This is a genomic window from Acidisoma sp. L85, from assembly GCF_009765865.1.
GTDB lineage: Bacteria > Pseudomonadota > Alphaproteobacteria > Acetobacterales > Acetobacteraceae > Acidisoma.
The window spans coordinates 14,389-36,649 of record NZ_LMUQ01000043.1; the positions used below are offsets into that span (position 1 = coordinate 14,389).

The window sequence follows — 22,261 nt, forward strand, 5'->3', positions numbered from 1 at the left end:
CTTTGGAACCATCGCCGCCTCACTCCGACGCGCCAGATAGTGGCTCGCGCAGAAGGGATATGTACGAAAGTTAATCGCGATCACGGCGTATTTCTACACCACAGGCACGTCGCTTTCGAGCGTGACCGTAGGCCGGAGTAACTGGATGCTAGAGCAAAAACCGACCGATCCGACTCGAAAGTTCTTGCCCGACGCGGCGGCGATCTGATTCTCTGCGCGTGCTGGAAGGGGGCAGCAAAGCATGGGACGGACTTTATCAGAAGACCTTCGTCTGCGCGTCATTGCGGCGGTCGAGGCGGGGCTATCCCGGCGCGCGGCGGCTGAGCGGTTCGGTGTCGGTATTGCAACCGCTATTCGCTGGATGCGGGCGTTCAAAGCGACGGGGTCGACGCGGGCGCAGCCAAAAGGCGGGGATCAACGCTCGCATCGCATCGAGGCATACCGGGACGTGATCCTCGGTGCCGTCGCGGTCAAGGTGGACATTACCCTGGTGGAACTGGCCGAAATGCTGCGGCGGGAGCACGACTTGCCTGTGGCGCTCAGCACCATTTGGCGGTTCCTTGATCGTCACGCGATGACCCTCAAGAAAAACCGCGCACGCCAGCGAGCAAGACAGGCCCGACGTGCTGGCGCGGCGGCAGGCCTGGTTCGACGAGCAGCCTCAACTCGATCCGCAACGCCTGGTCTTCATCGACGAGACCGGTGCGTCAACCAAGATGGCACGCCTGCGCCGTCTGGGGGGCGTCCACCCCATCATTGGAAAACCACCACTTTCATCGGCGCCTTGCGTCTGAACGGCATGACCGCGCCGATGGTGATCGACGGGCCGATGAACCGCGATGTATTTCACGCCTATGTCCGCCACGTGCTGACACCGACGCTGAAGCCCGGCGACATCGTGGTGATGGACAACCTGCCTGCCCACAAGGGTGGCGAAACGCGCAGGATGATCGAGGCGGCCGCTGCCAGGCTGCTCTATCTGCCGCCTTACTCGCCCGACTTCAATCCGAATGAGAACGCCTTCTCCAAGCTCAAGGCCATCCTACGCAAAGCCTCAGAGCGCACGATCGACGGACTGTGGGAAACCATCGGACGCGCCATCGACCAATTCACCCCTGCCGAGTGCGCCAACTACTTCACCGCCGCAGGTTACGAGCCAGAATGAAAGGATTCTGCTCTAACTGCGACGCGCTGCTCCATGCCTGCAGCGACGCAGTAGCATAGATCTGAAGCTTGTAGGCTCCAGAGTTGACCCAACGTTCATTGCCGCACGAGACAGAGTAAGCTATTTTCCAAACCTGATTAAAGGAGGTTGTTGAGGCGCTCAATGGATAGAATGCAGACCTAAGGGATCGACGGCCAAGCGAAAAGTGGGGTTGATTCGGAACGAATCTGCAAATCTCCAGCGATCGATCATCAAGTCGTGAACGCTCTCGTTAAGGATCTCGGCCCTGACACCTATCGGATTCTGCTGGACACGTTCTCGAGCGATTTCGTCGAGGTTCATGCCAAGCTAATCACGGCTATGACAGCTGCCGATGTCGAGGAACTCAGAAGGCAGCTACATGCTATACGAAGCATAAGCCTGCCGATGGGGGCTGTGGAACTCCCATGCCTCGTCCGGACGATCGAGACGCATGAAGATGACGAAGTCCTTCAAGCAACCGTGACATCTCTTCAGGAAATCGCGCGGGGATTCCGGCGATTTCAGACGGCAGCTTCCGCTTTGCTTCGCTGAGAAGCTGGAGCGAAAGCATCACGGAACAGAAGGAGAACTCAATCGGCCTACTCCGATGGCGATGCGGGAAAGCCTCGGATCATCTCTCTTATGATCGCGCGCACCTTTGGGTCGTCGACCTGCCGCGCGAGTTTTCCTAGCCGCATGACTTCTGTTATCGCTAACTCCTCAGGAGGTTTGGCGACGAAAACTTCACGCGGCTCGTGCGAAACTTCCTCATTTCTGCATTCCAGATCTGAGAAGAAATGCGCAATGGGTACATCGAGCGCAAGCGAGATGGCATAGAGACGGGCGGCTCCCAACCTACGAGCTCCCGTCTCATAATAACGAACCTGCATCGACGAGACGCCTACAACATCGCCAAGCTGACGATAAGAGATATTCAATTCTTCACGTCGCCGTTTCAGGCGCGTCCCTACGGCGAGATCAACGGCCGCTGTGGGACTGCTGGCTGCGTCCTCTTTTGAGGAGGAGGCAGTCTTCGCATCTGAAAACACTTGTATCGGTCTCATTTTGATTGGCCGCCATTGTCTCCCGCCTCAGCGGTCTTCGTCACAATGAAGCGTTCGAGGGCATCGACGATCACCTCGGTTTCATACCTGACGCGCGCAATTATGAGAGGTTCTATCGTCTTCAGATACCTCGGCTCTAATCGACCTGCGTGATAGTAGACCGACTTCACGCCGTTAGCCCCTAAGCTGCCCGTGGAACTGAGCACCCCCGTCATCGCAGCCTGGAATCCCTCGATATCGCCGCTTGCAACTGCAGCATGCATATAGTTTAGTGATACTTCGACGTCTGTTTTTACTGCGTTGCCGAAGTTACGAACGCCGGCCTCACCCGCGAAACTGAAAAGCTCTTCGAGCATAGTCACGTCGAGATCATGGCTGCTCACTGGCCGATACTCTAGGCGGTCTTTTAAATGAATCACGTTGCTGATGGGCGGCGGCAGCGAATCTTCGCGAGCCACGATGAGACTGTTCAAAGTCTGCACAAGGGTATCGGAGCTTATCGGATGGGCGAGGAAGGCGTCCGCGCCGGCACTTAGGCAATCTTGTTTCGTCGCTGCCCGATCATCGGCGCTGATGGCTATGACTGGGAGGCGCCCCGATTCGCCCTCGCATACTTCCTGAAACCGGATGAGCTTGATGGCCTCGGTGCCGGAGAGTTCCGGCATGCATAGGTCGATCAGCACGGCGTCAAAGTCGCCTTTTGCGGACAACTGGTCCAGAACCGCGTCTCCGGAAGATACGACTGACGTTTCGAAGCCGGCTTTACGCAATAGTTTACGCCAAGGTCTTCCATGCTAAGCTGGACACCTCCGGCCCGACCCGCCTCAATCGCCCGATTATGCTCGCAGCACCGTCGAAGACAGATATTCGCGCAACTGTCGGGACAACCCGGACCATCGTCGAGAATCTACTCACGGGCAGGACGTCGGCGACGGACAAGGTCGAGGATGGCGAAATTCTCGCGGCGATGCTGGACGCCTTCGCCGCGGGCGCCAAGGAGCGGCAACCAATCGCTGCATGTGCAGACGCGGCAATCGACGCTGCGGGGTCCAAGCACATCGCCATGCTTCGTGCAGGCCACGTGAATCCGGAGGGCGGGGAGGGCACGGAGCCGCCTGTGACTGATCTGCTGCCGATGTTGGAAGCGACAAGCGCCGCGGTGTTCGCAGGCGCCGTCGATCCCGGCACACCGACCGGCCCGATCAACGCGGATGACATGCGGGTGCTGGTGCGTATTGAGACTTCTGTATCTAGAAGTGCTCAAGTGGGACGCCGGAACAGCCTTGCCGCGCTGGCGGAGCGGGACCGAGCGCGCCAAGGCCGTCAAGCACCCGCTCGACCGTCTGCGATGGGGGCGCCGGAGTTGCTCAAATTGATAGACGGTCTAATCGAGCAATTGGCGGCATGAACCTCGGGAACCTTAAATACATGAGCATCAGACCTGAGGCTGGCCGCTGTTGATCTTGAAGCTAGTCTTGGCCGGGATAGGCTACCTGCTCTCGGCGCCCGTCGCGCCGGAACGGACGCCACTATTCTAGATACGGCGTCAGCACATCTTCGATCCATTTCATGAATGCGCGGGTGCGGCGCGACAGATTGCTCCGATGTGCTACGACAAGGGACACTGCGATAGCCCGGCGACGAAAAGGGGGGATGATCTCCACAAGCGCCCCACTTCTAAGTATTGGCCAATTCCCAAGAGCGGTGCCTGAATCAGGCCAAGGCCGGCGACGGCGGCGGCGTCGTAGGTCTGCGCGCTGTTGACGTGGAGCGCACCAGGCAACTGAAGCGTCGCGTAACTGTCGCCGTCCGGATATTCCCATCCATAGGGTCTAGCGCCCAGCGTCGTCGAAAAATGATTGTCCGATGTTCCTGACGCTGGAGATCTTCAAGCGATCGAGGGACGCCATATCGCGCCAGATAGGCTGGACTGGCAGCGTTGACCATGCGCAACAGGCCAAGCGGGCGGGCAATCAGCGTCTCGTCCCCTATGGGTCCAAGCCGCAATACACAGTCGAACCCCTCTTGAACCAGATCCACTTGCCGATCCGTGCTCGATATCTCCAGCTCCAACTCGGGGTGAGTCGCCATGAAACCCGGCAAGGCCGGCACGACCGTTGTGCGCGCGACCTCGGTCGGAAGATCGACCCGCAAACGACCGCGAAGTGCTACGCGATCGCACGCGAACATCGAATGCAGGTCATCGACTTCAGCCAGTAGATCGCGGGCACGCGCATGAAATGCGCGTCCGTCCTCCGTCAACTGCACGCTGCGCGTCGTCCGGTGCAGAAGCCTGACACCGACATCTTCTTCCAGTTTCCGGACCGCCGTTGAGGCCCTCCCTTTTTGGATGCCCAGGCTATCAGCCGCGTGGGTGAAGCTCCCCATTTCCGCGACCGTGATGAATATGAGGATGGATTCGAGATTCTGCATACTCCGGCCTCGGTATTGTTTATTAAAAAGAGAACAGTGAGTTCATTGCCCCAGCGTTTATCACACCAAAGAGACATAGTAACCTCCCAAATATGAGGATCTTCCTCATTGGAGAATGACGAGTGTCCGAAACAATGAACCTGCATCACGCGCGTGAAGCTATAACCTTGCATCACAGCCTGTGGGCCGGCCGGATCATGAACGCGATTGTCGTTATCGCTCTGATGGCAGATGGCATTATTCAGCTTTTCGCGCCGGCACAGATTGCAAGCATGTTGCAGGAAACCGGCTTCGCGACGGACCTGACCAGTGTCGTGGGCCCGGTCCTACTCGTCTGCGCTATCTGTTACGCCATCCCGGCCACTGCCGTCCTCGGCGCGATCCTGGTGACAGGCTATCTAGGAGGTCCCATCTGCGCCCATGTCCGCATCGGTGAGCTGGGGTCGCCGCCGGAAATCATTTCCCTGCTTCTAGGCGCGATGACATGGGGCGGCCTCTACGCGCGCGATCCCCGTATCCGGGCCATTCTGCCGCTCATCCGTTGAACCAAGAGGGCAGTCTTCTGTCCCTCAAGATTAGGAGAAAACACATGTTTTTAGTAATGGGAATTACGGGAAAAGTTGGCGGCGCGACGGCAAAGCATCTGTTGGCGCACGGCAAGGAGGTACGCGCGCTGGTTCGCGATCGCGAAAGGGCGTCAAACTGGGCAAATCAGGGCGTGGAACTGGTAGACGGCGATTGGAATGCTTCGGCAGCCGTCGAGCAAGCGCTCGAGGGCGTCGAAGGCGCTTTCGTCATGTTGCCGGCTGTCTGGGCGCCCTCGCCCGACTACAGAGAAGCAAAGGGCGTGATTGCAAACTATGTCGAGGCGCTCACCAAGACAGCGCCGCCGCGGGTGGTGGCACTTTCGTCAATGGGTGCGAACAGGACCAGCGGGCTCGGGATGATCACGGCCTTGTCTCTTCTGGAGCGAGGTTTTCGCGACCTGACATCCCCAATCGCGTTTGTGCGCGCAGGTGGATTCTTCGAAAACTTCTTGTACGGCTTGCAGGTCGCCCAGGGCGGAACGCTGCCAGTCTACTATAATCCGACAAACCGGAAGTCGACCATGATCGCGACGAACGACATTGGCGCGGAGGTCGCAACCCTTTTGACTGGGCCAGCTTGGTCAGGGCAGCGCGTCGTCGAGCTTGGTTCGATAGTCAGCGCGGATGAAGTCGCGGAGCAATTGGGTGAAGTTCTGAATCTCGACGTAAAAGCAGTTGCGGTTCCGCGCGCAGGTTGGGCGGAAGCGTTCGAACGGTTCGGCATCCCGAATGGCCACACCGGACCCGCCGAAGAAATGTTTGACGCCGTTAACGCGGGATGGATGGACCTCGGAGCCGAGAATACGGGGCACGTGGCGGGTAAAACGCCTGCACGTGATGTATTCGAGGCTGCACAGAACGCCGCCAAGGCGTGAGTCGGGGTCTCTGTCAGGTTTCGGCTAGTCATGCCATACGGGAAATGTCCGGTTTCTGATCATGCCGGCCTAAACCGGACTGACAGCTTTCCACCCAAGAGGCCATAAAGCCCCCGTCGGCTCTCGACCGAGGCTGTGTGAATACGTCGTTCTGACGCTCTTTGGTATGACGGCTAGCTGGTCGTGACGATCAGGGCTTACCCCCGCCGTCAGGCTCGGATGGCTTGCAGCACCGGCGCCACCCCGAGAAGCTTGATGACCCTTTTTATGTTATAGGCCAGGACTGCGAGGCTCATCTGGGTTCGGACTTTTTCGAGTGTGCGGGTCAGGAAGGGTGTAATGCCGCCCCAGGCTTTGAACGTGCCAAAGACATGCTCGACGGTTTGGCGGCGCAGCGCCATCGCGTCGGGCAGTTGGTCGAGCCTGGTTTGCATGGCGTCGAGCACCACCTCATGCTTCCAGCGCTTGAAGCGTTTGATATTCTCCGGTGTGCAACGTGGTCTGAGCTCGCAGCTGAGACAGGCGGTCAGATTGCGGTAATGAGTGATGTCGCCACGGTTGTCCGAGCGCTCGACGCCTTTGGTCAGGTGTGCGCCAGCCGGGCAGGTGTAGTGGTCAGCGGTCGCGTCATAGACAAAGTCACCTCGCGCGAAGAGACCCAGCTTGAGCCTGCCGGAGGTGTCTATCTTCGGCACGCAGGCAACACGCCGGTTCCATCGCATGCCAGCACCTGCTCGCTGTTAAAGTAGCTCCGATCGGCCAGGATCGTGATCTCGGTGGCTTGCGCGGCATCCTTGGCTCCCAATCCCATTAATACGAGTTGCGAGCGGTCGTGTCCCTCATTGACCACTTCATGCGCCATGATCAGGTGGTGTTCTGTGTCCACAGCAAGCTGCACGTTGTAGCCGACGATGCCGGTGCCACGGCCGCTGGTCGCCATGGAACGCGCGTCGGGATCGGTCAACGATATTTGGCCGTCGGGCTGGCTTTGCTAGCGAATTCTGGGTTCTTCCGCACATTTCGTGCTGGTTTGACGTTAGGCTGCGTTCAGCACCCGAGCGCGAAGGAGTTCGAAGCCTGCGCGGCCGTACATGGTGCGTTTTAGCATCTTCAGGCGACTGATCTGTCCCTCCACGGGGCTTGTGGTCCAGGGCAATTCAAGCGACGCCGAAATTGCTGCGAAGTCGCGACGTAAACCTGCGGCGAACCGCGCGAGCATGGTGTCAGCGGCGGCGGCAAGGATCGTGCCGAGATCGCCATTAATCTTGCGTCGGGGAAGCGCATTGAACTGCTGCGCCCAAGCGACGGCCGCGGCGAGCGCGGGCTCGTCCTCGAGCAGCTTGGTCCTGAAGAGTTCGTCCTCGGCGGTCAGCCTTGATGTTCCCGACATAAGCAGCCGTGCCAGCCGATACCCCCGCGGAACCGGCCAGATAGGCGGCAGGGGATCAGCCGCGATCTTGCCCTCGCCTGCGTCGTCTCGGCGATGCTTGCTCACCCAGTGCCGCACTGTGCTCGGTCGCCCGCGGAAGCCTAGGGACACCAGTTCGCGCCAGAGTTGGGCAGCGTTGCGGCATCCTTCATTCCACCGGCACGTCAGGACGTCGGCGAAAGGGTCGAGGATGCCGCCGCTCGGCGGCTGCTTCCACAGCGGGGCGTGCCCCAATCGGAGCCATCTTCGGACCGTCTTGCGCTCGGCGCCGAGTTCGGCGGCGACGCGTTTGATCGACGCTCCAGCGCTGCGCAGTCGCGCGGCCTCCTCGTACCGAGACTGTCGGCGCGCACGCGATGCCATGCTGATCAACTCCGCAGCGGTCGGCTTCGAGGTGGCGGCTGTCATGGCAGCAGGAGGGGCCGATGCGGCGGACGCGCGGAGATTCGCCCTTACGTGTTGGGCCGCGCGGCCGGCGGCGGCACTGTGCTTGTCGGTAAGGTTCTGAACGGCCTCGCCGAGATTCCTGAGCAGGTGCCACCGGTCGGCTACTTGCACCGCGGCGGGCGCCCCTTGCCGAATGCCGTCGGCATAAGCGCCAGCACGGTCACGGGCTACGACCTCGATACCGGGGCGATCGCGCAGCCAAGCTGCAACAGTTCCTGCTTCCCGGTCGGGCAAGAGATCCACCACGTGGTTGGTCTCCAGGTCCACCACCACTGTCCCGTACCGACGTCCTCGTCTCCACGCCCAATCGTCAATCCCGAGCACTCGTGGAGTTCGCGCGGGCGCTCCAATGCGTGACAGGGCCGATGCCAATCGCAGCAGCGTGTCCGGGCTGGTCGGGATTGCAAGCCGCGTCGCAAGGCGCGCACCAGCCTCACCGCCCAGCGCGAACGCTAGATGTCGATGCAAATCTCGAAGTCTTTCGGTCTGTCGGCTCGACGGGTGTATTACCCCTGTCAGACGTTCAGCGAATGTCTGGCGCGAACAAATCCGGTTGCGACAGCGGAAGCGGCGCGCTGCCACCCGGATCGTCACGGCTCGTCCTTGCCACGGTAGATCACTCAAAACGCGCCGATAAACACTGTGAACCCGTGTCGACGCCACGCCGCAGGTTGGACAATCCGCGACCATTGGGCGGGGTGACGCCTCGATTGTCACTCGATCTGCAGTCGGCACCACGCGAATCACTTGTAGCGCGCGAGGGATGAAGGAAAGCAAGGAAGGGGGCACGTTGAGCACCTTGGACGTGAGTCCAGGTGTCTCCTCGATCCAGTCCTCGAGTACAAGCCAAACCAGCACGAAATGTGCGGAAGAACCGAATTCTGGCCCGGAGTGCTGGCGGATTTTGGCCCACCCTCCGTCCCTCAACCTACGGTCACCCTGGTTTTGCCGGGGGACGCGGAGTGGATTGGAACGTCAGAGTGGAATTGTTAGCCGCGCCAGTGTCCGGCTCATCGCCGACGGGCTGAGCCCAAGGCGGCGGGCGGCCCCAGTTACGCTACGTTCCGCGAGCAGCACATCGAGCGCTCCCAACAAGTTCAGATCGACCGTCTTCATTGCCGTATCATACAGCCCAGTCTGCAAAGGCATAGCGTCGCGTGCAATCGATGTTTGCATCCTGTGCGGCTGGCGGCACGCATCGGACCCGCTATTCTCGGCTCGGACCCGATACAGAAGGAAAAGCGCCATGGAGCCGAATACTGAAACTACTCAAACCATATTGCTGGTCGGTGCCTCGCGCGGTCTTGGCCTGGCGATGGCGGCCGAGTTCGTGGCGAAAAACTGGCATGTCATCGGCACGGTGCGCGAAAGTGGCCGGACCGGGCTGCATGATCTGGCCGACGCGCACGGTGACCGGGTTTCGATCGAACCTCTGGACATCACCGAGCCCGACCAGATTGCGGGATTGTGCGACAAGCTTTCGGGCCGCGCCTTTGACATGCTGTTCGTCAATGCCGGCACCGCCAACCGAAATCAGGGCGAGACGATCGCGGAGGTCTCAACCGATGAGTTCGTGCGCGTGATGCTAACCAACGCGCTCGGCGCAATGCGTGCCGTCGAGGGTTTGCAGGACGTTGTGCATGAGGGCGGCGTGATCGGCGTCATGTCGTCGGGCCAGGGCAGCATCAGCAACAACACCAAGGGTGGCCACGAGGTCTATCGCGGCAGCAAGGCGGCGCTCAACCAGTACATGCGGAGCTATGCCGCGCGCCATGCGGACGACGAGCGGGCGATACTGCTGATGGCGCCGGGCTGGATTCGTACCGAGCTGGGCGGACCGGAGGCGCCGTTCGGCGTCGAGGAGACCATCCCGCAGATTGTCGATACGCTCATCGCCCAGCAGGGGCGACCGGGGCTGCGATATCTCGACCGGTTCGGCAAGACGGTGCCATGGTGAAGGCGAGCCGCCGCATGGCGCTTGAGGGATCGAGCGACTGTGCAAACGGCAGCTTCTTAGCCATTTTACGCGAGTTGACATTCCGTGACGACCCAACCCGGACGCCAGCGGTCCAAGCGGGCGGGCGCGAAAGCCTGCATTGCGTGGCGGAACATCCCGTCGGCTTTGCGCCCATGCCCATCGCTCAGACGGCCCGGTCGAGGTCTCGGGAGCGGACTTTGAATATCCGGAGCCGCGAAAGGTGCATTCGCCGCGACGAGGCAACCGGCCTCACCGAGAAAACTAGCGAACCGGTTGTTCGTGGCCAACACGAGGTCTGCGGCTGTCTCGGCCGAGTTGCGGACCGCATGCTTGATGCCGTCGGCGATCAGCAAACTCCGGCCAGCTGTGACCACATTCCATTTCGGGGCATCGTCCATAAGAAACACGTCGAGGCGACCTTCAAGAACATAGAAGCACTCGGGATCGATATGACCGTGCAGGGGAACAATTTTGCCCGGCGCCATGCGCGTCCGAAAGAGAACAGTGTCGCCAGGCGTGATGCCCATTCGCGCGACCATCTCAAAACGAGCGCCGACCATATCGATCATGTCGCCGAGTTTGACTTCCTCAACCATGAACATCCTCCGAGTATCCCGTCGTGCGATGCGGCGAACCTAGGTCCCTGGCGATGGCGAGGAGGATCGCCGGGTTGCCACGTGATCCATCTCGCGCCGCGACAGCTCCGCGTCAATCCGGAGGCTACGGAGATGGCCCTCCCGGTCGGACAAGGGTCCGGTGAGGGTCGTCTCGGCCGCCGCGATCGCGTGGTCCAGCGAGGCAATGAGCGCCGGAATGCTTTTGCGCACGGCCTCGGCCTGCATTCGGCCGCGGGCTTCGCGGCCAATGCTGCGCCCTTGGAGCTCCATCGTCTCCACGCGATGTCCGGCAGCCATGAAGGAGCGCACCGCCAAGTCGCGGTCCTCTCGAGCCGCCTGCATCAGGTCCATGCCGAGCGCCTTGTAGGGTTTGGCGGCCATGTCCTCGGCCACCTTGGACCACATGTCCTCGGCCTTGATCGGCGTCAGGTCACCCAACGCGCGCCGGCTGCGAACGGCGTCGAAGGTCGCCACATCCGAAATCATCGTCCAAGTAGTTCCACGCGCCCGACTTTCCGCCACGTAGGCCGTGAACCCGGTCATACCGGCGGTGCCGCGGGGCAGGGCGTTGATGTGCTCGTCCGAGGTGATCCCCTGCGCGGCGTCGATCGTCATGGCATGCCCGAAGCCGACCAGAAGCCGCCCTGTCGCCTTGTGCTCGAGGCGCTTCCACTCGACCTCGCCCAGGCGCCCGGCCTTGTCGCGCAACACCAAGCCGTTCGCCATGCGGCCCACCACCTCGACGATATCGCCATTGTTGCCGATCGAGCCGCCTTTGCCGTTGATCTTGGCCCAGGTCCGCCGGAACAGCCGGAGCTTGTCGCCTGTCGCGATAGGGATGGCATAGTGTTCGCCGCGCTGATCGATCGCCTCATAGACCTGCTCGTCATTGCGAAGCTCGCCACGCACCTGCATCCGGTCGCGGATGGCGCGGCTGAGGTCAGCGGTGTCGGCGTTAGTCGGCGCTGAGACGGTGATGCTCCCCTTTGAGCCAGCGGCTGTGAGGGCGTCCCGACGCTGCATGTAAAAGTCTGCGATACGGCCGATGACTTGGTCTTGGTCGCCGCCGATGAAGCGGGCGGTGCCGTCTTGGCGCTTCATGGCGAGGGCTTTCTCCACTTCGCCAAGGTGATGGTTGCGTCGCTCCACCGCTTCCAGCTCGGCTTGACCATTAGCGAGGCGTGGCCCGCTGATCTCCCGGCCGCGTTGCTTTCCGGGAAGCCTGTCCGCGGAATCGAGGTCAGGCTCGGCGCCCCGGAACAGGCCCGCGATCATCCGCAGGCGACGCGTCTCGGATGCGTTGCGTCCTTTCTGGCGGACAGTGCTGAGCAGCTCGGCCTGTGCCTCCTTCGGCAACACCCGCCGCAAGATCTCAATGGCATCGCCCGCCTCGACCGACTGCGCTTGCTCCCGGTCGCCCAAGGCCTTGATGGTCAGGCCGGTCTTGCGCTGGAGCTGCAAGAGAGCGAGCATTGCGCGGGGTGCGACTTGGCTGATTTCGTCGATCACCAGGACCGTATTGCGGCTGGCTGCGAATTCGCCGCTCTCGATCGCCCTAAGGAGCGGATCCATGGCGATCGTTCTGACAACGCCAGCATCCTTGAGGGCGTCTGCCTGCTTCCAGCCCGTCGCCAATCCCAAAACGTCCCGACCACCCGCATCAAAACGGGTATCGGCCTTCCAGGCCTCGACCAAAGGCTTGACCAGCGTGGTCTTCCCGGCGCCCGCCACGCCTGTGAGCAGCGAGAGGGCACCTCCCTGGCCAAGCGCATAGATCGCCGCCCTCTGGGCAGCCCCGTGATCCGGCTCTGACGTGAAATCCAGGCCCGAGGCGGCAATCGCCGCCGCGATGGCGCCGTGGGTTAGAGCGCCGGCCTTGTCGGCCGCCGCGCGGGTCGCCTCCGCGGCGAGGCTTTCCTCGATCCGGACCTGGGCGGTGTTGGTGACGCGGACCTTGTCGCCGGACATGCCAAGGATGAGTGCGACCTGTTCGCCCTTCAGCGTCAGGCCCCGCTGCTCGATGAGCGACACCACCTGATCGATGTCACTAACACCGCCGGCGATGCCGGTTCCGATCAGGCTCCGCGCCGCATACATCCGGAGCTTGTCGTGGTCGATGACGGCGGCCGTGTGGAATTCCTGGGCAAGATGGCGGGCGGCGAAGCGGTAGGCGGCGTCGAAGCGTTCGGCAGCCGGCCGCACCTCGTGCTGGGTTTCGTCGAGGATAGTCTGATGGTGCCAGCCAATCGTGGCGGCCTGCTCCCGCCAGATTTCGTGGTCGTTCTTGTCACCATGCTTCTTCAAGCGCGAGGCAAGGCCGGCGGTGGAAAGGATCTTGAACTTGCCCTCGATGGATAGCGCGTCCCAGTTAAGCCCTTGAGACTGAGCATAGGCCTTCGCAGATCCCAGAATCTGCCGGCGACCTTTGCTGAACAGATCGACGGCCTGTTGCGGGATCGCCTCGAGCACGATCGCTTGTTCATTCTTGTCGTAGCCGATCCGGGCGCCAAGGCGCCGCAGTTCATCGGCCAATCGTGCCTGGAAGAAGGCGCCGAACTCGTGCACACGGCTATGAAGGCGCTGAGTATCGAGGGAGCCCACGCGACTGTCCTCGGTGACGACCAGGTTGAAGAGGGCATTGTGGATGTGAGCATGCGGGTCACCGCCGATCGGCGATTGCGCCAGGTAGGTTGCGCCGTGCGCGCCATCCTGCACGGGTAGGGTGGGCCGGGCGGTATGATGACGAAAGCTCACCCACCCGACTTCCCCCGGGTCGGCGCCGTCCTCCCCGGCCTTCCCCTTACGCGCCCAACCGACCTCCCGAGCCACGAAGCGCATGGTGGCGTCGTTCGCACGATCGATGGCGTGCCAGATCATGGCGCTCTCGGCGGCCGTCGCTGCGAATTCGGCCGCCAGGGTGACTGACTTGTGCGGTGCCAGCGTCAGGTCATAGGCGCTGACCTTGCGCTTCTGCTCTGTCCAGGCTTCCCCGGTATCGGCGCGCTTGGCTTCGAATAGCCGATCGAGATCGGCGTCCTTGGGCATGGTCCGTGGATCGATACCAAGCGCTTGCGCCACCTCAGCAGGCGTATCCGGCCGCCACGTCGCGCGGCTGTCGCGCCCCGTGTAGTACGAGGTGAGCCGGCCGCCGCTGTCCAGCACCCTGCCAGGGTCCGTCCGGAAGTCATGGGCCGGTTGCGGAGTATTCTCGGTGAAGTAGGCGCGGATCAGCTTGCCGGCGGACGCGGCCGCCAGCTTGCGGAAGGTCATCACGAGGCAGCACTCCCGTCCGCGCCATGGCCGGCAGCGGCCCCATACCCGTTCGTCCCGGACGTCCCTTTCATGGCGCGGACCACATCGTCTGGCAGGCTCGTGGCCATGCTGTCGGTGCGGCGATCGATGCGTCGGAGGAGGGCCCCGTTATCACCGACTCTCGCCACCAACTCAGCCAGCAATTCCTGCATTGACGGCCCGTCACCAAGCTCAGGCGTGAGCTTCCCGATGACGACGCCCAGCTGCTCCGCAAGGAGCCGCAAGATCGCCCCTTGTGCTTCGAGGGTGCCGGCGATCTGCGCCTGCTCAGACTTCAGTTCGTCCTGTCCGCGAATAATGCGGATCAGAATATCGGTCGCCTCGGTCGCCATGATGCTCTCCTCGTGTTCGTGAGAGCATCCCGAAAATCGGTGCGAACGACGTCAGACGTTTTTCTCGACCTGCGTCAATGCGTGTCGCCGTGCACGACGGGTGCAATGGTGTATGGAAAACCCTTTTTGACGGAAAGCTCACGGCAAGCCGACGGCAAGTCGAGGGAAAACTCACGGCAACTGGGCGGAAATTTCACGTCCAGCGCTCGGAAGAACATGAACTGATTTTAATCTGACTGCGTCTCTTCGTTCGCGCCAATCCGCATCAGCCTCTTCCTATGACCAAGGAAGAGCACGAGCGAGCGAGAGCGACGATGAAGGCGCGAGCGTATCCGCGTAACAGTCACCTGTACCGCTGGCTTCGTGAAAACCACCGAATGGTGGGGGAGGCCTTCAAGGCCACGGGCGCTGGCTGGGACGGTCTCCTTGCCGTTGTCCTGGATGCCGGCGTCGTGGGGCGGCAAGGAGCCCCTCCCAACAAATGGTCGGTGCGTAAGGTTTGGCTCCGCGTCTGCGCCGACATCGCGGCCGAAGTGGCTGACCAAGGAGCCACGAAGTCCGCCAAGCCACCATCCGATCGAAGCCGACAAAAAGGAGATTGGCAGCCGCCGATCACGACGAAGGACACCTCGGTAGGTCGCCGGGTCAGTCCGCCGACGGCTGCGCCTGTTCCCGCTCAACAAGGTGACGAACATCTATCGGAGCGAGTGAGAGCGCAGTTGGCTGCGGTCGACGAACAGTTTGCCTACTTGGACCGGCATATCATCCGGCCAAAACAAAGGACCTGAAACCTTGTCAGAAGCATCGCAGCCCCACGACGGTCGCCCTGTCCTCTTCGTTGGTGTTGGCCGACAGAGGGTCGGCAAAACCACCTTGCTAAATACCATCATCCAGTCCTTGCGAGAGCAGGGGACGGAGTTGGTCATCTGGAATGCCGACCTTCTTAACGTGACGTATAACCTTCCGCTGTTCCACCGCGATGTGCTGGAGCCACCTTCATCTGAATTCGAGGATGTGAAGTCTTGGCTGGAGGAGCGAATTCAGGATCAGATTGACGGTCAATATAATGCCTTCCTTGATGTCGGTGGCGGCGACACGGCCCTGAGCCGGTTGGTCCAGGAGATCCCAATCGTCCAGACATTGGAGCGCCAGGGAATCCGGGTGGTGCTTGCCCACGTCATCGGACCAGAACAAGCAGACGTTGATTATCTACGGCACTTCACGGCGCGCCAACTCTTCGCACCTGAAGCGACACTGATTGTGCTGAATGCTGGCTTGATTATGTCGGGGCGATCAGCCGCCCATGCATTCGCCGCGATCCGTCGTCATCCCGTCGTGACGGCTGCGATCGATCAGGGCGCTCACCTCGTGATGATGCCGCCGCTATCCTGTATGTCGCAGGTTACAGACCGCGGCCTCACCTTCTCTGAAGCCGGGGAGGGAGTGATTAAGGGCGATCGCCCCCGCCTCTCATTCTTTGACCAGGAGCGGGTTGCGATTTGGTGGCAGAAGGCTGTGCCTGTTTTCATCGCGTCTATCCCGCCGCTGTGGCTGCCCTATCGGCCTGGGGCCAGGCCGATCGCTATCCCAGCTGCTAGCGAGAGTTCGACCGAGGATGCCGCCAGTGCTTGAGAACAGCCAGGAGCGAAGGGTGTCGGACACGGTCCCGCCGCCCTTGGATCTCGCGGAAATGCGCAGCCGCTTTGCAGACCGGCTAGCCGCTGTCGAGACGGCCGCGCGTGATTGGGGGGTGCGGCCTGAATATCCCGAAGGGGTTTTCATCTCGACAATGATCAGCACGCAGGCCGGGTTCGCGGAAGTAGCGTTGGGCGTCGCGGATGCACTGCTCACCATTGTCGAGCGGGCGAAGGCGGCGGGAGAGGATGAGTTGGCCCGGCAAAGGGTCGTGACGGAGCGAACGCGCCAAACGCTGGCGAAGGCGAGTGGCGTGATAGAGAACCTGGACAGGGGTGCGCGGCAGGCAATCGAGAAGATCGAGGTCGATAAAACCGCGGTCTTGACCCAGCTGGTCAAAGACATTTTGCCGGACATGACGCGCGGGGTTCGCGAGGCGCTCGTCATTAAGCAGCGTCGATACAATCACGAACGCGAGTGGATGCGCGCCCTTTGCATCGGCGCGCTGATGGTGGGCCTGGTGCTGACAGGCTACGTCTGGGGCACGTGGTCGGACTGGGGTATGGCCGGCCGCGTTGAAAACATTGGCATTGCGATCGAACGCTGCCAACTGACGTCACATTGGGAGGACGACAAGGGGAATCGACTCTGCGAGATGAAAGACTTCTCTGGGATTTAGGCTGTCGGTTCGTACCGGATAGCCCGACGATCAGATCTAACCTGATCGAGGAGGTGCGTGTGGAAGGACAATGGAGGCATCTGAGAGGCCGAAGGACGGCGGGATGGCGAGCAAAGCAGCTTTTGGCCGGTTCAGCAGTTGGATTTGTGTTCTGGGGATCGGCCGCGGTGGCTGACCCAGAACCACAAACATTAACCGGTGTGCCGCAGCAAATTATCCCCGAGGCCACCGAGGTTGGACTGCCTCCGTTCACGATGCAAGCGGGAACGGTTTCGATAGGGGTAGCACGACTGGGACCAGCGGCACGAGCGGGGCGGGGACGTCAACGGACAGCAGTGCCCTCGACACAATGTTGGGGACATCGTGGGGTGCCTCTGCAGAGCAAAGTGCGGAGGCACTCGGGGTCAACGCGACAGCGGTGGCGGCAACGTGCGTTCTCGAGAGTGGGTGTCAGAACGTGGCTGGAACGGGGAGTATCACCGGTGCGTTCCAGATGACCACCGCGACCTTTCAGTCGAGTCTAGCAGCGGCGCTGGCGCAAGATCCAGCCCTGGTGGCGGACATCGTCCCGGGAACTGCAGGTCAGAGTGACCCAGCGACGGAGGCGATCGCAGCGGCCGAATATTTGAACAGGGAGCGCAGTCGCTAGAGAATGATGGAGTGGCTGACCCTACGGTGTTGGACGTCAGGAGTTATTATAATTTTGGTCCCTCCGGCGCGGCCATCGCCACGGCTGATGGAAGCGCGACAATGGCGTCTGTCTTATCAACGACCTCTGCGGCAACTCTGGCGAGCAACGGCATTACATTGGGCGAGACTGTCGCGCAGTGGCGGACGTCGGTATCGAATAAGATCGGAAGCGCCGCTACAGCTTCCATTTTGACGTAGGAAATGACGATGCGGTTCACCATCACCGGGCTCGTGCTTGCCTTTTCGTTCATCGCTATCGGTGCTTCCGCGCAAGGATTGCACGCGGTAAAACCTCTGGGAGGCTGGACCTGTATGAAACTAAACCTATCGCAGAAGCAGTCGCTCGACCCCTCGGTACATGTGGTTGTTCGCGCCGCCCCCCGTGCTGACGCTCCTGAACTAGGCTGGGCGGCAATGACAGTGGCAGTCCGTTCACCTGTTCACAAGGTGAATGGATTTGAGGAGTTGCTGTTTCCGAACGGGAAGCTCGTTTGGATTGCGTCGCAATCCCTGAGCCCATGGAGCAGTGTCGCGGACCCAGCCGCGCGCTGCGTGCCGTCGATGATGTCAAACGGTAAGCCCGGGTTCGCCTATCTTCATTAAAGCGGTAAAGAGCTGTGGCAGCGCGAACGTGCCAAATCAGTCTTGCCTTAACGCTGCACAGGCACAGGCGCTGCCAGCGCGCGGGTATTGCCGGGCCTTTCGGGCCCGGCCGCTCCGTCAGTATGGCCATTCGTTCTCAGGGATGACCTCGGTCTGAGCGATCCGTGTGTAGCTCACTGGCGTTTCCCAGAACCCTCGGCGATTTTCTAGCAGGACAACCAGCCGGCCATGGACGTGATTGCCAGAGTGTCTTGCGTGAGGGTGTGATCCATTGGTTTGCTCTCGCTCTTTGTCTGCAGCCCAATCGCTGCTGAGCGGTGTAAATGCTGGCCTTCGTGTCGGGTCAAAGGCGCGCTTCTTCGGCGCGGCCGGAGCCGCACGGAGCCACGCGCGGGCCATTTTCGGCCGAGCATGGCGACGACCGACCATTTGAGGCGACGCGACCTCGGCCGGCATTACTGCAGGAGAGCAGTGAAGGCTTTCTTCCTTGCACGCTCTCAAGAGCTCTTCGTGACCGCCCGACGCGTTGGCTGGCAGTACGCATTCAGCTGTTCGCGGCGGCTCCATTGATCAGAGTGTCATCAAGAATTGAAAGTGGTTTCCGTCGCGGGCACGGATTGGTAATATGGACGGCGACCAGCACCTCGAGCCATTTCGCGACGGAAGGATCGATTTGGCCTTCGCCGGCCAGCCAACGTCGGAGCGTCGTCCGGTGCTCACCGGTTCGCCTGGCGAGTTCTCGCTCGGACCAGCCCAGGATGATCAGGCAAACCGACAAACGATAGGGAGACATCGGCGGCGCGGGACTGTGTCCATAATGGCCACATGACGCTGCCGTCGGGATGTGGCCATTTTGGACACACGAGCCTCTGGGGATCAAAATTGCTGACGAATGACTGTGATCTGTCTCTGTGCGCGGGGCCACACTGCCGATCGGATCCATTGACCGAGCATCGAAGATTTCGGTGCGAACGACGACTCCGCCCCTGTTCGCATCGACTATCGTGCCCTTTGCCACACAGGGATTCCTGGTGACGGCGTGGCCGACGAGAGTAAGACTGCACCACGAGGTCGCTCAGGTGAAGGATGTTTGTGTATCAGGACCATTGACGAAGTTTGGTTAGTTAAAGCCGCGATAGTTGGCCGGCAGGGCGGGAGCTGTCGGCATTGGCGTGCCCACACGTCATGATCTGCTTTTGCCTGACCTGCTGGCGTGACGCAGCGTGGATTCCGGAAACTGCTCTGTGCAACCGGCAGCTCTGCTTGTGCAAGGCGCGGACAAAAGGGGGGTCGTGGAGCGGCCACGCACGCTCGCCCTTGGAGTCCGCCTCGTTGTGTTAACGCTCGGTGCCAACACGCGGTTGGTGCCGCAAACGTGCGACGCCCGTTTGCTTAAAAGGTAGGAGGCGGGAGCCGAAGCTCCCGCCGTAGTCTCAGCCTTCGAAGGCGCCCATCTGGACGGTTGCGCTGGCGCGGCTGGTGCTCTGGGCCTGGCTCGGAGCCTCGTAGGGCTTCCACTCATTGCCGGTGAGGTGAGCGTAGGCGGAGACCGCGCCCTCGGCGGCCGCCAGGAGAGCATGCGCCTGGAGACCCATTTCGCCGGCGAAGATACGGGCGCGCTCGGCCCTGCTTTCAAAGCCGCTCACGCCATCGCGGTCTTCGTCGCGGTCTTCGTTGGCGACCTTCATGGTGAGTTCGCGGGCCAGGGTGACCTTGCCGGTGTAAAACTGGCCGGCCCCGAAGGCGGAGCTGACATAGGCGCCGACGATCCGCTGCAGATGCATCTCGAGGGCCTTTTCGGAGAGGGGGAGTTCCTTGGAGGCGAGGGCCAGGTGCTCTTCGGTTGCTTCGCGGATGCCGGCGGTGTCGACGGGCTCGAGGCCGAAGGTGCGGGAGAGGTTTTCGGCGAGGGCACTGTGGGGGCACAGGCTGGCGGCAAGTTCGAGGGTGACGGGCTGGCGGGTCTGGGTGGTGCGGGCGGCGGTCTGGGTGCGGGTCTTGCTGGCCATGATTTCGATCTCTCTTGCGCCGGAAAGGTTCGCCGGCCCAGTGCCGGCTTTCCCCCTCGGGTGTGGTCGACCAGAACCGGGTAGGAGGGAGCGGAAGCCTCTGAGGACGGCAGTGGTGCGGGAGCGCAGCGACCCGGTGCCGTGCGAACCGCAGGCGCTTGCCGTTTGGCAAAGTGGGGGTTGGAGTGAGTGACGCCCGGTTCAGACCACAACAGCCCGAGGGGTGAGACCGGACAGGGCAGACCAGGCGGACCACCGGTGCATGCGATCGACATTCCCTATGGTCAGCGAGACCCGCACCCAGACCGCCGGCCGTGCTTGCACCGTCCCTTGAGAACCGCCCCTGGCATTGAGTGCCAGCCTGTGCCCCATGCCTCCCTACTCTCCGAGCCTCCTTGGTCGTCTCTCCCCACCAGGGTCTGACTGTCATCGAGGACCGGCACCTGGTTTTTGCCAAAGCAACGTGGCTGCCTAAGGCGCGGGTTGCATTGGAGGTTCTTCGGAACGACCTTCAGCGCAGCGGAGGATTGAGCAGTAATTCAAGCTCACAGACCGCCATTCCAAACTGATCGGCATAGAGGCTGCAACGCCGCGACTCTTAGCGCGAGCGTGTTCGAAAGTCGGCTGAGGAGTGCCGTCACAAAGTTGACGTAGCGGAGCGGGCTGCCCGACCGGCTGCCGAAAATGCTGATCCTGCCTCTGCTTCGCTGGGTGAGGAGGCTGGAGAGGAACTGCACAGGCCAGATCCTACCGAAGCTGCGCGGGACAGGCGGCTTTCGGGAACAGAGAGTGAGCGTCCTGCATGCCGATCCCGTAGCCTGATCACCGACCTCCGCCTGCGGTCCGCCCCGGCGCTGTCTTGTTTCCGGACGACGCCGGCGCGACCAGGAGCTTGTCGCCCTCCGACCGGTGGCTCATGCAGGTCCAGACCTCGCCGGCGCGAGTGTTGAAACCGAAACTGGCGAGCGCACCACACACGAAGCAGGTGCGGGCCGCCGCGAATGTAAAACCGGAATCATCCATAGCGAGCTCCGTGATCGCGGGTCTATTCACCGTCCCGCAATTTGCTAGGCTCCTGTCATGGCGACTCGTGGTGCGAACCGAAAGAAACCTCAGCCGGTACAGCTGCCACTGTTTCCGGACAGCGCGGTGTTGTGCCGCATTCGGCCGGAATTAAACGAGTGGCGGTATTACAGGATGGAGGTGTGGCCGGACTTGTTCGGCCGCGCGCTTCTGATGCGCCAGTGGGGCCGGATCGGGACGGATGGTCGCCAGCGGACGGACCCGCATCCTGATTCGGGAGCTGCTCTCAATGCTCTGGCCCGAATTGCACGATCCAAGCACCGAAGAGGGTATCGGCCGCGGCCTTAGACGGTTGAGTCGCGCGACTTGGCCGGGGCGACACATCCTGGATGTCGCCGGAACAGGTTGGGGTTGGGGCTGGGGCTTTAGGGCCGCGTCCTGAAGCCGCGATCTCAGGACGATCACACTGCGCGGAATTAACTGCTTTGTTCATGCCAAACGCCGCCAGCAACCGGGGGGCAACAGGAGACAGACAGCTGTATCTGAAGGCGAGGTCAACAAGCGCCGACGCTGGCGAGGCTCCCATTCCGATTGACCGTCGCGCGGTTCACCCGAATCCTCCACATTGGGATGAACGGTTGACGACCCGCACGTGGAGCGCGGGTCGTTGGCGAGCGCAGCCCTAGAATGGAACTTCGTCTTCCAAATCGGGGCCTGTGTGCGGCAGGTCTCCATCGCCCATGCTTTCATCCGCCGTGGCGGTCTGGCGATGGCCACCATTCGTGCTCGAAAGCATCGTCATCTCGCCTTTGAAGCGAGCGAGCACGATCTCGGTGGAGTAGCGCTCAATGCCGGATTGGTCGACCCATTTCCGCGTCTGAAGCTGGCCCTCGACGTAGACCTTCGCACCCCTTTTCAGGAAGCGTTCAGCGACCTCCGCGATCTGGCTGTTGAACACGACGACGCGATGCCACTCGATGCGCTCCTTACGCTCGCCGGACGCCTTGTCATTCCAACTCTCGCTCGTGGCAAGGTTGAAGGTAACAATCTTGTCGCCGGTTCGACTGCTGCGGACTTCAGGATCCTTACCGAGATTGCCGATCAGGATCACCTTGTTGACGGAAGCCATGTAATTTTCTCACATTTTACAACCAAGAGAAGGCGTCTGGCTTATGCCGTCGGCGTCCCTTCGTGTGCGGCCCCTGGGAACCGGCCGGAAGAGACGGACAACGGAACGTGCTTGCGTTGGACCAGAGCCACACGGAACGCAGTGAGTATGGCGAGGACCTACCCGTTTTCCAGCGCGCGGTTGGTTCAAGCCGCAGCAACACGAGAAGGGGCGAGACGGCCGAAGCGAAGCGC

23 protein-coding genes and 1 pseudogene are annotated in these 22,261 nt (G+C 61.5%); 10 read left to right on the forward strand and 14 right to left on the reverse strand.

The features are described 5' to 3' along the window. Positions 1–241 precede the first annotated feature (241 nt). A complete protein-coding gene (locus GSQ83_RS12365) occupies positions 242–1,165 on the forward strand; it encodes an IS630 family transposase (RefSeq protein WP_254065646.1) in 924 nt (307 codons plus the stop codon). A 620-nt stretch (positions 1,166–1,785) separates the two neighbouring features. Here the strand turns inward: GSQ83_RS12365 and GSQ83_RS12370 are convergent. Both GSQ83_RS12370 and GSQ83_RS12375 read right to left on the reverse strand, forming a co-directional pair. Further along, complete coding sequence (locus GSQ83_RS12370; protein WP_158803207.1) at positions 1,786–2,235, reverse strand: helix-turn-helix domain-containing protein; 450 nt, start codon at positions 2,233–2,235, stop codon at positions 1,786–1,788. Positions 2,236–2,246: 11 nt separating this feature from the next. After that, positions 2,247–3,020: a response regulator gene (locus tag GSQ83_RS12375; protein WP_158803208.1), complete on the reverse strand. Its 774-nt coding sequence runs from the start codon at positions 3,018–3,020 to the stop codon at positions 2,247–2,249. Positions 3,021–3,088: 68 nt separating this feature from the next. Between GSQ83_RS12375 and GSQ83_RS12380 the strand changes: the two genes are divergently transcribed. Beyond that, entirely contained in the window at positions 3,089–3,658 is a 570-nt protein-coding gene (locus tag GSQ83_RS12380) for a hypothetical protein (RefSeq protein ID WP_158803209.1), read from the forward strand. Positions 3,659–3,963: 305 nt separating this feature from the next. Here GSQ83_RS12380 and GSQ83_RS12385 read toward each other — a convergent pair whose 3' ends face one another. Further along, positions 3,964–4,683: a LysR family transcriptional regulator gene (locus tag GSQ83_RS12385; RefSeq protein WP_216850087.1), complete on the reverse strand. Its 720-nt coding sequence runs from the start codon at positions 4,681–4,683 to the stop codon at positions 3,964–3,966. Positions 4,684–4,805: 122 nt separating this feature from the next. Between GSQ83_RS12385 and GSQ83_RS12390 the strand changes: the two genes are divergently transcribed. Together GSQ83_RS12390 and GSQ83_RS12395 are read left to right on the forward strand one after the other, a co-directional pair. Beyond that, on the forward strand, positions 4,806–5,228 hold the full coding sequence (locus GSQ83_RS12390; RefSeq protein ID WP_158803210.1) for a DoxX family protein: 423 nt from the start codon (positions 4,806–4,808) through the stop codon (positions 5,226–5,228). A 44-nt stretch (positions 5,229–5,272) separates the two neighbouring features. Further along, the gene (locus GSQ83_RS12395; protein WP_158803211.1) at positions 5,273–6,145 is read left to right on the forward strand and encodes an NmrA family NAD(P)-binding protein; all 873 of its coding nucleotides are present in this window, start codon (positions 5,273–5,275) and stop codon (positions 6,143–6,145) included. 209 nt (positions 6,146–6,354) lie between these two features. On the opposite strand, the pseudogene GSQ83_RS30505 reads toward GSQ83_RS12395, so the two are convergent. The 3 genes and pseudogenes from GSQ83_RS30505 to GSQ83_RS12415 all read right to left on the reverse strand — a co-directional run. Next, a pseudogene (locus GSQ83_RS30505) lies at positions 6,355–7,136 on the reverse strand (transposase); the annotation flags it as partial. A 45-nt stretch (positions 7,137–7,181) separates the two neighbouring features. Next, complete coding sequence (locus GSQ83_RS12410) at positions 7,182–8,819, reverse strand: ISL3 family transposase (protein ID WP_158803277.1); 1,638 nt, start codon at positions 8,817–8,819, stop codon at positions 7,182–7,184. 177 nt (positions 8,820–8,996) lie between these two features. Next, entirely contained in the window at positions 8,997–9,137 is a 141-nt protein-coding gene (locus GSQ83_RS12415) for a LysR family transcriptional regulator (protein WP_371418001.1), read from the reverse strand. Between the two features lie 130 nt (positions 9,138–9,267). On the opposite strand from GSQ83_RS12415, the gene GSQ83_RS12420 reads away from it, so the two are divergent. Beyond that, positions 9,268–9,978 carry an SDR family NAD(P)-dependent oxidoreductase gene (locus GSQ83_RS12420; RefSeq protein ID WP_158803214.1) on the forward strand — a complete coding sequence of 237 codons (711 nt, stop codon included), beginning with the start codon at positions 9,268–9,270 and terminating at the stop codon, positions 9,976–9,978. Positions 9,979–10,043: 65 nt separating this feature from the next. On the opposite strand, the gene GSQ83_RS12425 is transcribed toward GSQ83_RS12420, so the two are convergent. The 3 genes from GSQ83_RS12425 to GSQ83_RS12435 are packed head-to-tail and all read right to left on the reverse strand — an operon-like array spanning position 10,044 to position 14,260. Continuing rightward, positions 10,044–10,595, reverse strand: coding sequence for a cupin domain-containing protein (locus GSQ83_RS12425; protein WP_158803215.1), 552 nt, complete (start codon positions 10,593–10,595; stop codon positions 10,044–10,046). Positions 10,596–10,634: 39 nt separating this feature from the next. Continuing rightward, positions 10,635–13,886, reverse strand: a complete 3,252-nt coding sequence (gene mobF, locus GSQ83_RS12430) for a MobF family relaxase (RefSeq protein WP_254065648.1) — start codon at positions 13,884–13,886, stop codon at positions 10,635–10,637. After that, positions 13,886–14,260, reverse strand: a complete 375-nt coding sequence (locus GSQ83_RS12435; protein ID WP_158803217.1) for a hypothetical protein — start codon at positions 14,258–14,260, stop codon at positions 13,886–13,888. The genes mobF and GSQ83_RS12435 overlap by 1 nt, the downstream gene beginning before the upstream one ends. Before the next feature lie 278 nt (positions 14,261–14,538). Between GSQ83_RS12435 and GSQ83_RS29880 the strand changes: the two genes are divergently transcribed. Genes GSQ83_RS29880 through GSQ83_RS12445 form a run of 3 tightly spaced genes read left to right on the forward strand, consistent with a single transcriptional unit; the run spans position 14,539 to position 16,574 of the window. After that, complete coding sequence (locus tag GSQ83_RS29880; RefSeq protein ID WP_216850089.1) at positions 14,539–15,048, forward strand: hypothetical protein; 510 nt, start codon at positions 14,539–14,541, stop codon at positions 15,046–15,048. 4 nt (positions 15,049–15,052) lie between these two features. Next, positions 15,053–15,892 (forward strand): hypothetical protein, encoded by an 840-nt coding sequence (locus tag GSQ83_RS12440; RefSeq protein ID WP_158803218.1) that lies wholly within the window; start codon positions 15,053–15,055, stop codon positions 15,890–15,892. A gap of 19 nt (positions 15,893–15,911) precedes the next feature. Next, on the forward strand, positions 15,912–16,574 hold the full coding sequence (locus tag GSQ83_RS12445) for a hypothetical protein (protein ID WP_158803219.1): 663 nt from the start codon (positions 15,912–15,914) through the stop codon (positions 16,572–16,574). A gap of 695 nt (positions 16,575–17,269) precedes the next feature. Here GSQ83_RS12445 and GSQ83_RS12450 read toward each other — a convergent pair. After that, positions 17,270–17,485: a hypothetical protein gene (locus GSQ83_RS12450; RefSeq protein ID WP_158803220.1), complete on the reverse strand. Its 216-nt coding sequence runs from the start codon at positions 17,483–17,485 to the stop codon at positions 17,270–17,272. On the opposite strand from GSQ83_RS12450, the gene GSQ83_RS12455 reads away from it, so the two are divergent. Beyond that, the gene (locus GSQ83_RS12455; RefSeq protein ID WP_158803221.1) at positions 17,472–17,867 is read left to right on the forward strand and encodes a hypothetical protein; all 396 of its coding nucleotides are present in this window, start codon (positions 17,472–17,474) and stop codon (positions 17,865–17,867) included. The two genes, GSQ83_RS12450 and GSQ83_RS12455, sit on opposite strands and share 14 nt — an antisense overlap. A 544-nt stretch (positions 17,868–18,411) precedes the next feature. Here the strand turns inward: GSQ83_RS12455 and GSQ83_RS31230 are convergent. From GSQ83_RS31230 to GSQ83_RS12470, 3 genes are all read right to left on the reverse strand, one after another. After that, entirely contained in the window at positions 18,412–18,810 is a 399-nt protein-coding gene (locus GSQ83_RS31230) for a multiprotein-bridging factor 1 family protein (RefSeq protein WP_371418005.1), read from the reverse strand. A 490-nt stretch (positions 18,811–19,300) separates the two neighbouring features. After that, positions 19,301–19,876, reverse strand: a complete 576-nt coding sequence (locus GSQ83_RS12465; RefSeq protein WP_158803223.1) for a hypothetical protein — start codon at positions 19,874–19,876, stop codon at positions 19,301–19,303. Between the two features lie 822 nt (positions 19,877–20,698). Further along, positions 20,699–20,899 carry a hypothetical protein gene (locus GSQ83_RS12470; protein ID WP_158803224.1) on the reverse strand — a complete coding sequence of 67 codons (201 nt, stop codon included), beginning with the start codon at positions 20,897–20,899 and terminating at the stop codon, positions 20,699–20,701. Between the two features lie 57 nt (positions 20,900–20,956). Here GSQ83_RS12470 and GSQ83_RS12475 point away from each other — a divergent pair, with 57 nt between their 5' ends. After that, on the forward strand, positions 20,957–21,247 hold the full coding sequence (locus tag GSQ83_RS12475; RefSeq protein WP_158803225.1) for a WGR domain-containing protein: 291 nt from the start codon (positions 20,957–20,959) through the stop codon (positions 21,245–21,247). 334 nt (positions 21,248–21,581) lie between these two features. Here the strand turns inward: GSQ83_RS12475 and ssb are convergent, their stop codons facing one another. After that, positions 21,582–22,028: a single-stranded DNA-binding protein gene (gene ssb / locus GSQ83_RS12480; protein WP_158803226.1), complete on the reverse strand. Its 447-nt coding sequence runs from the start codon at positions 22,026–22,028 to the stop codon at positions 21,582–21,584. Positions 22,029–22,261 lie beyond the last annotated feature (233 nt).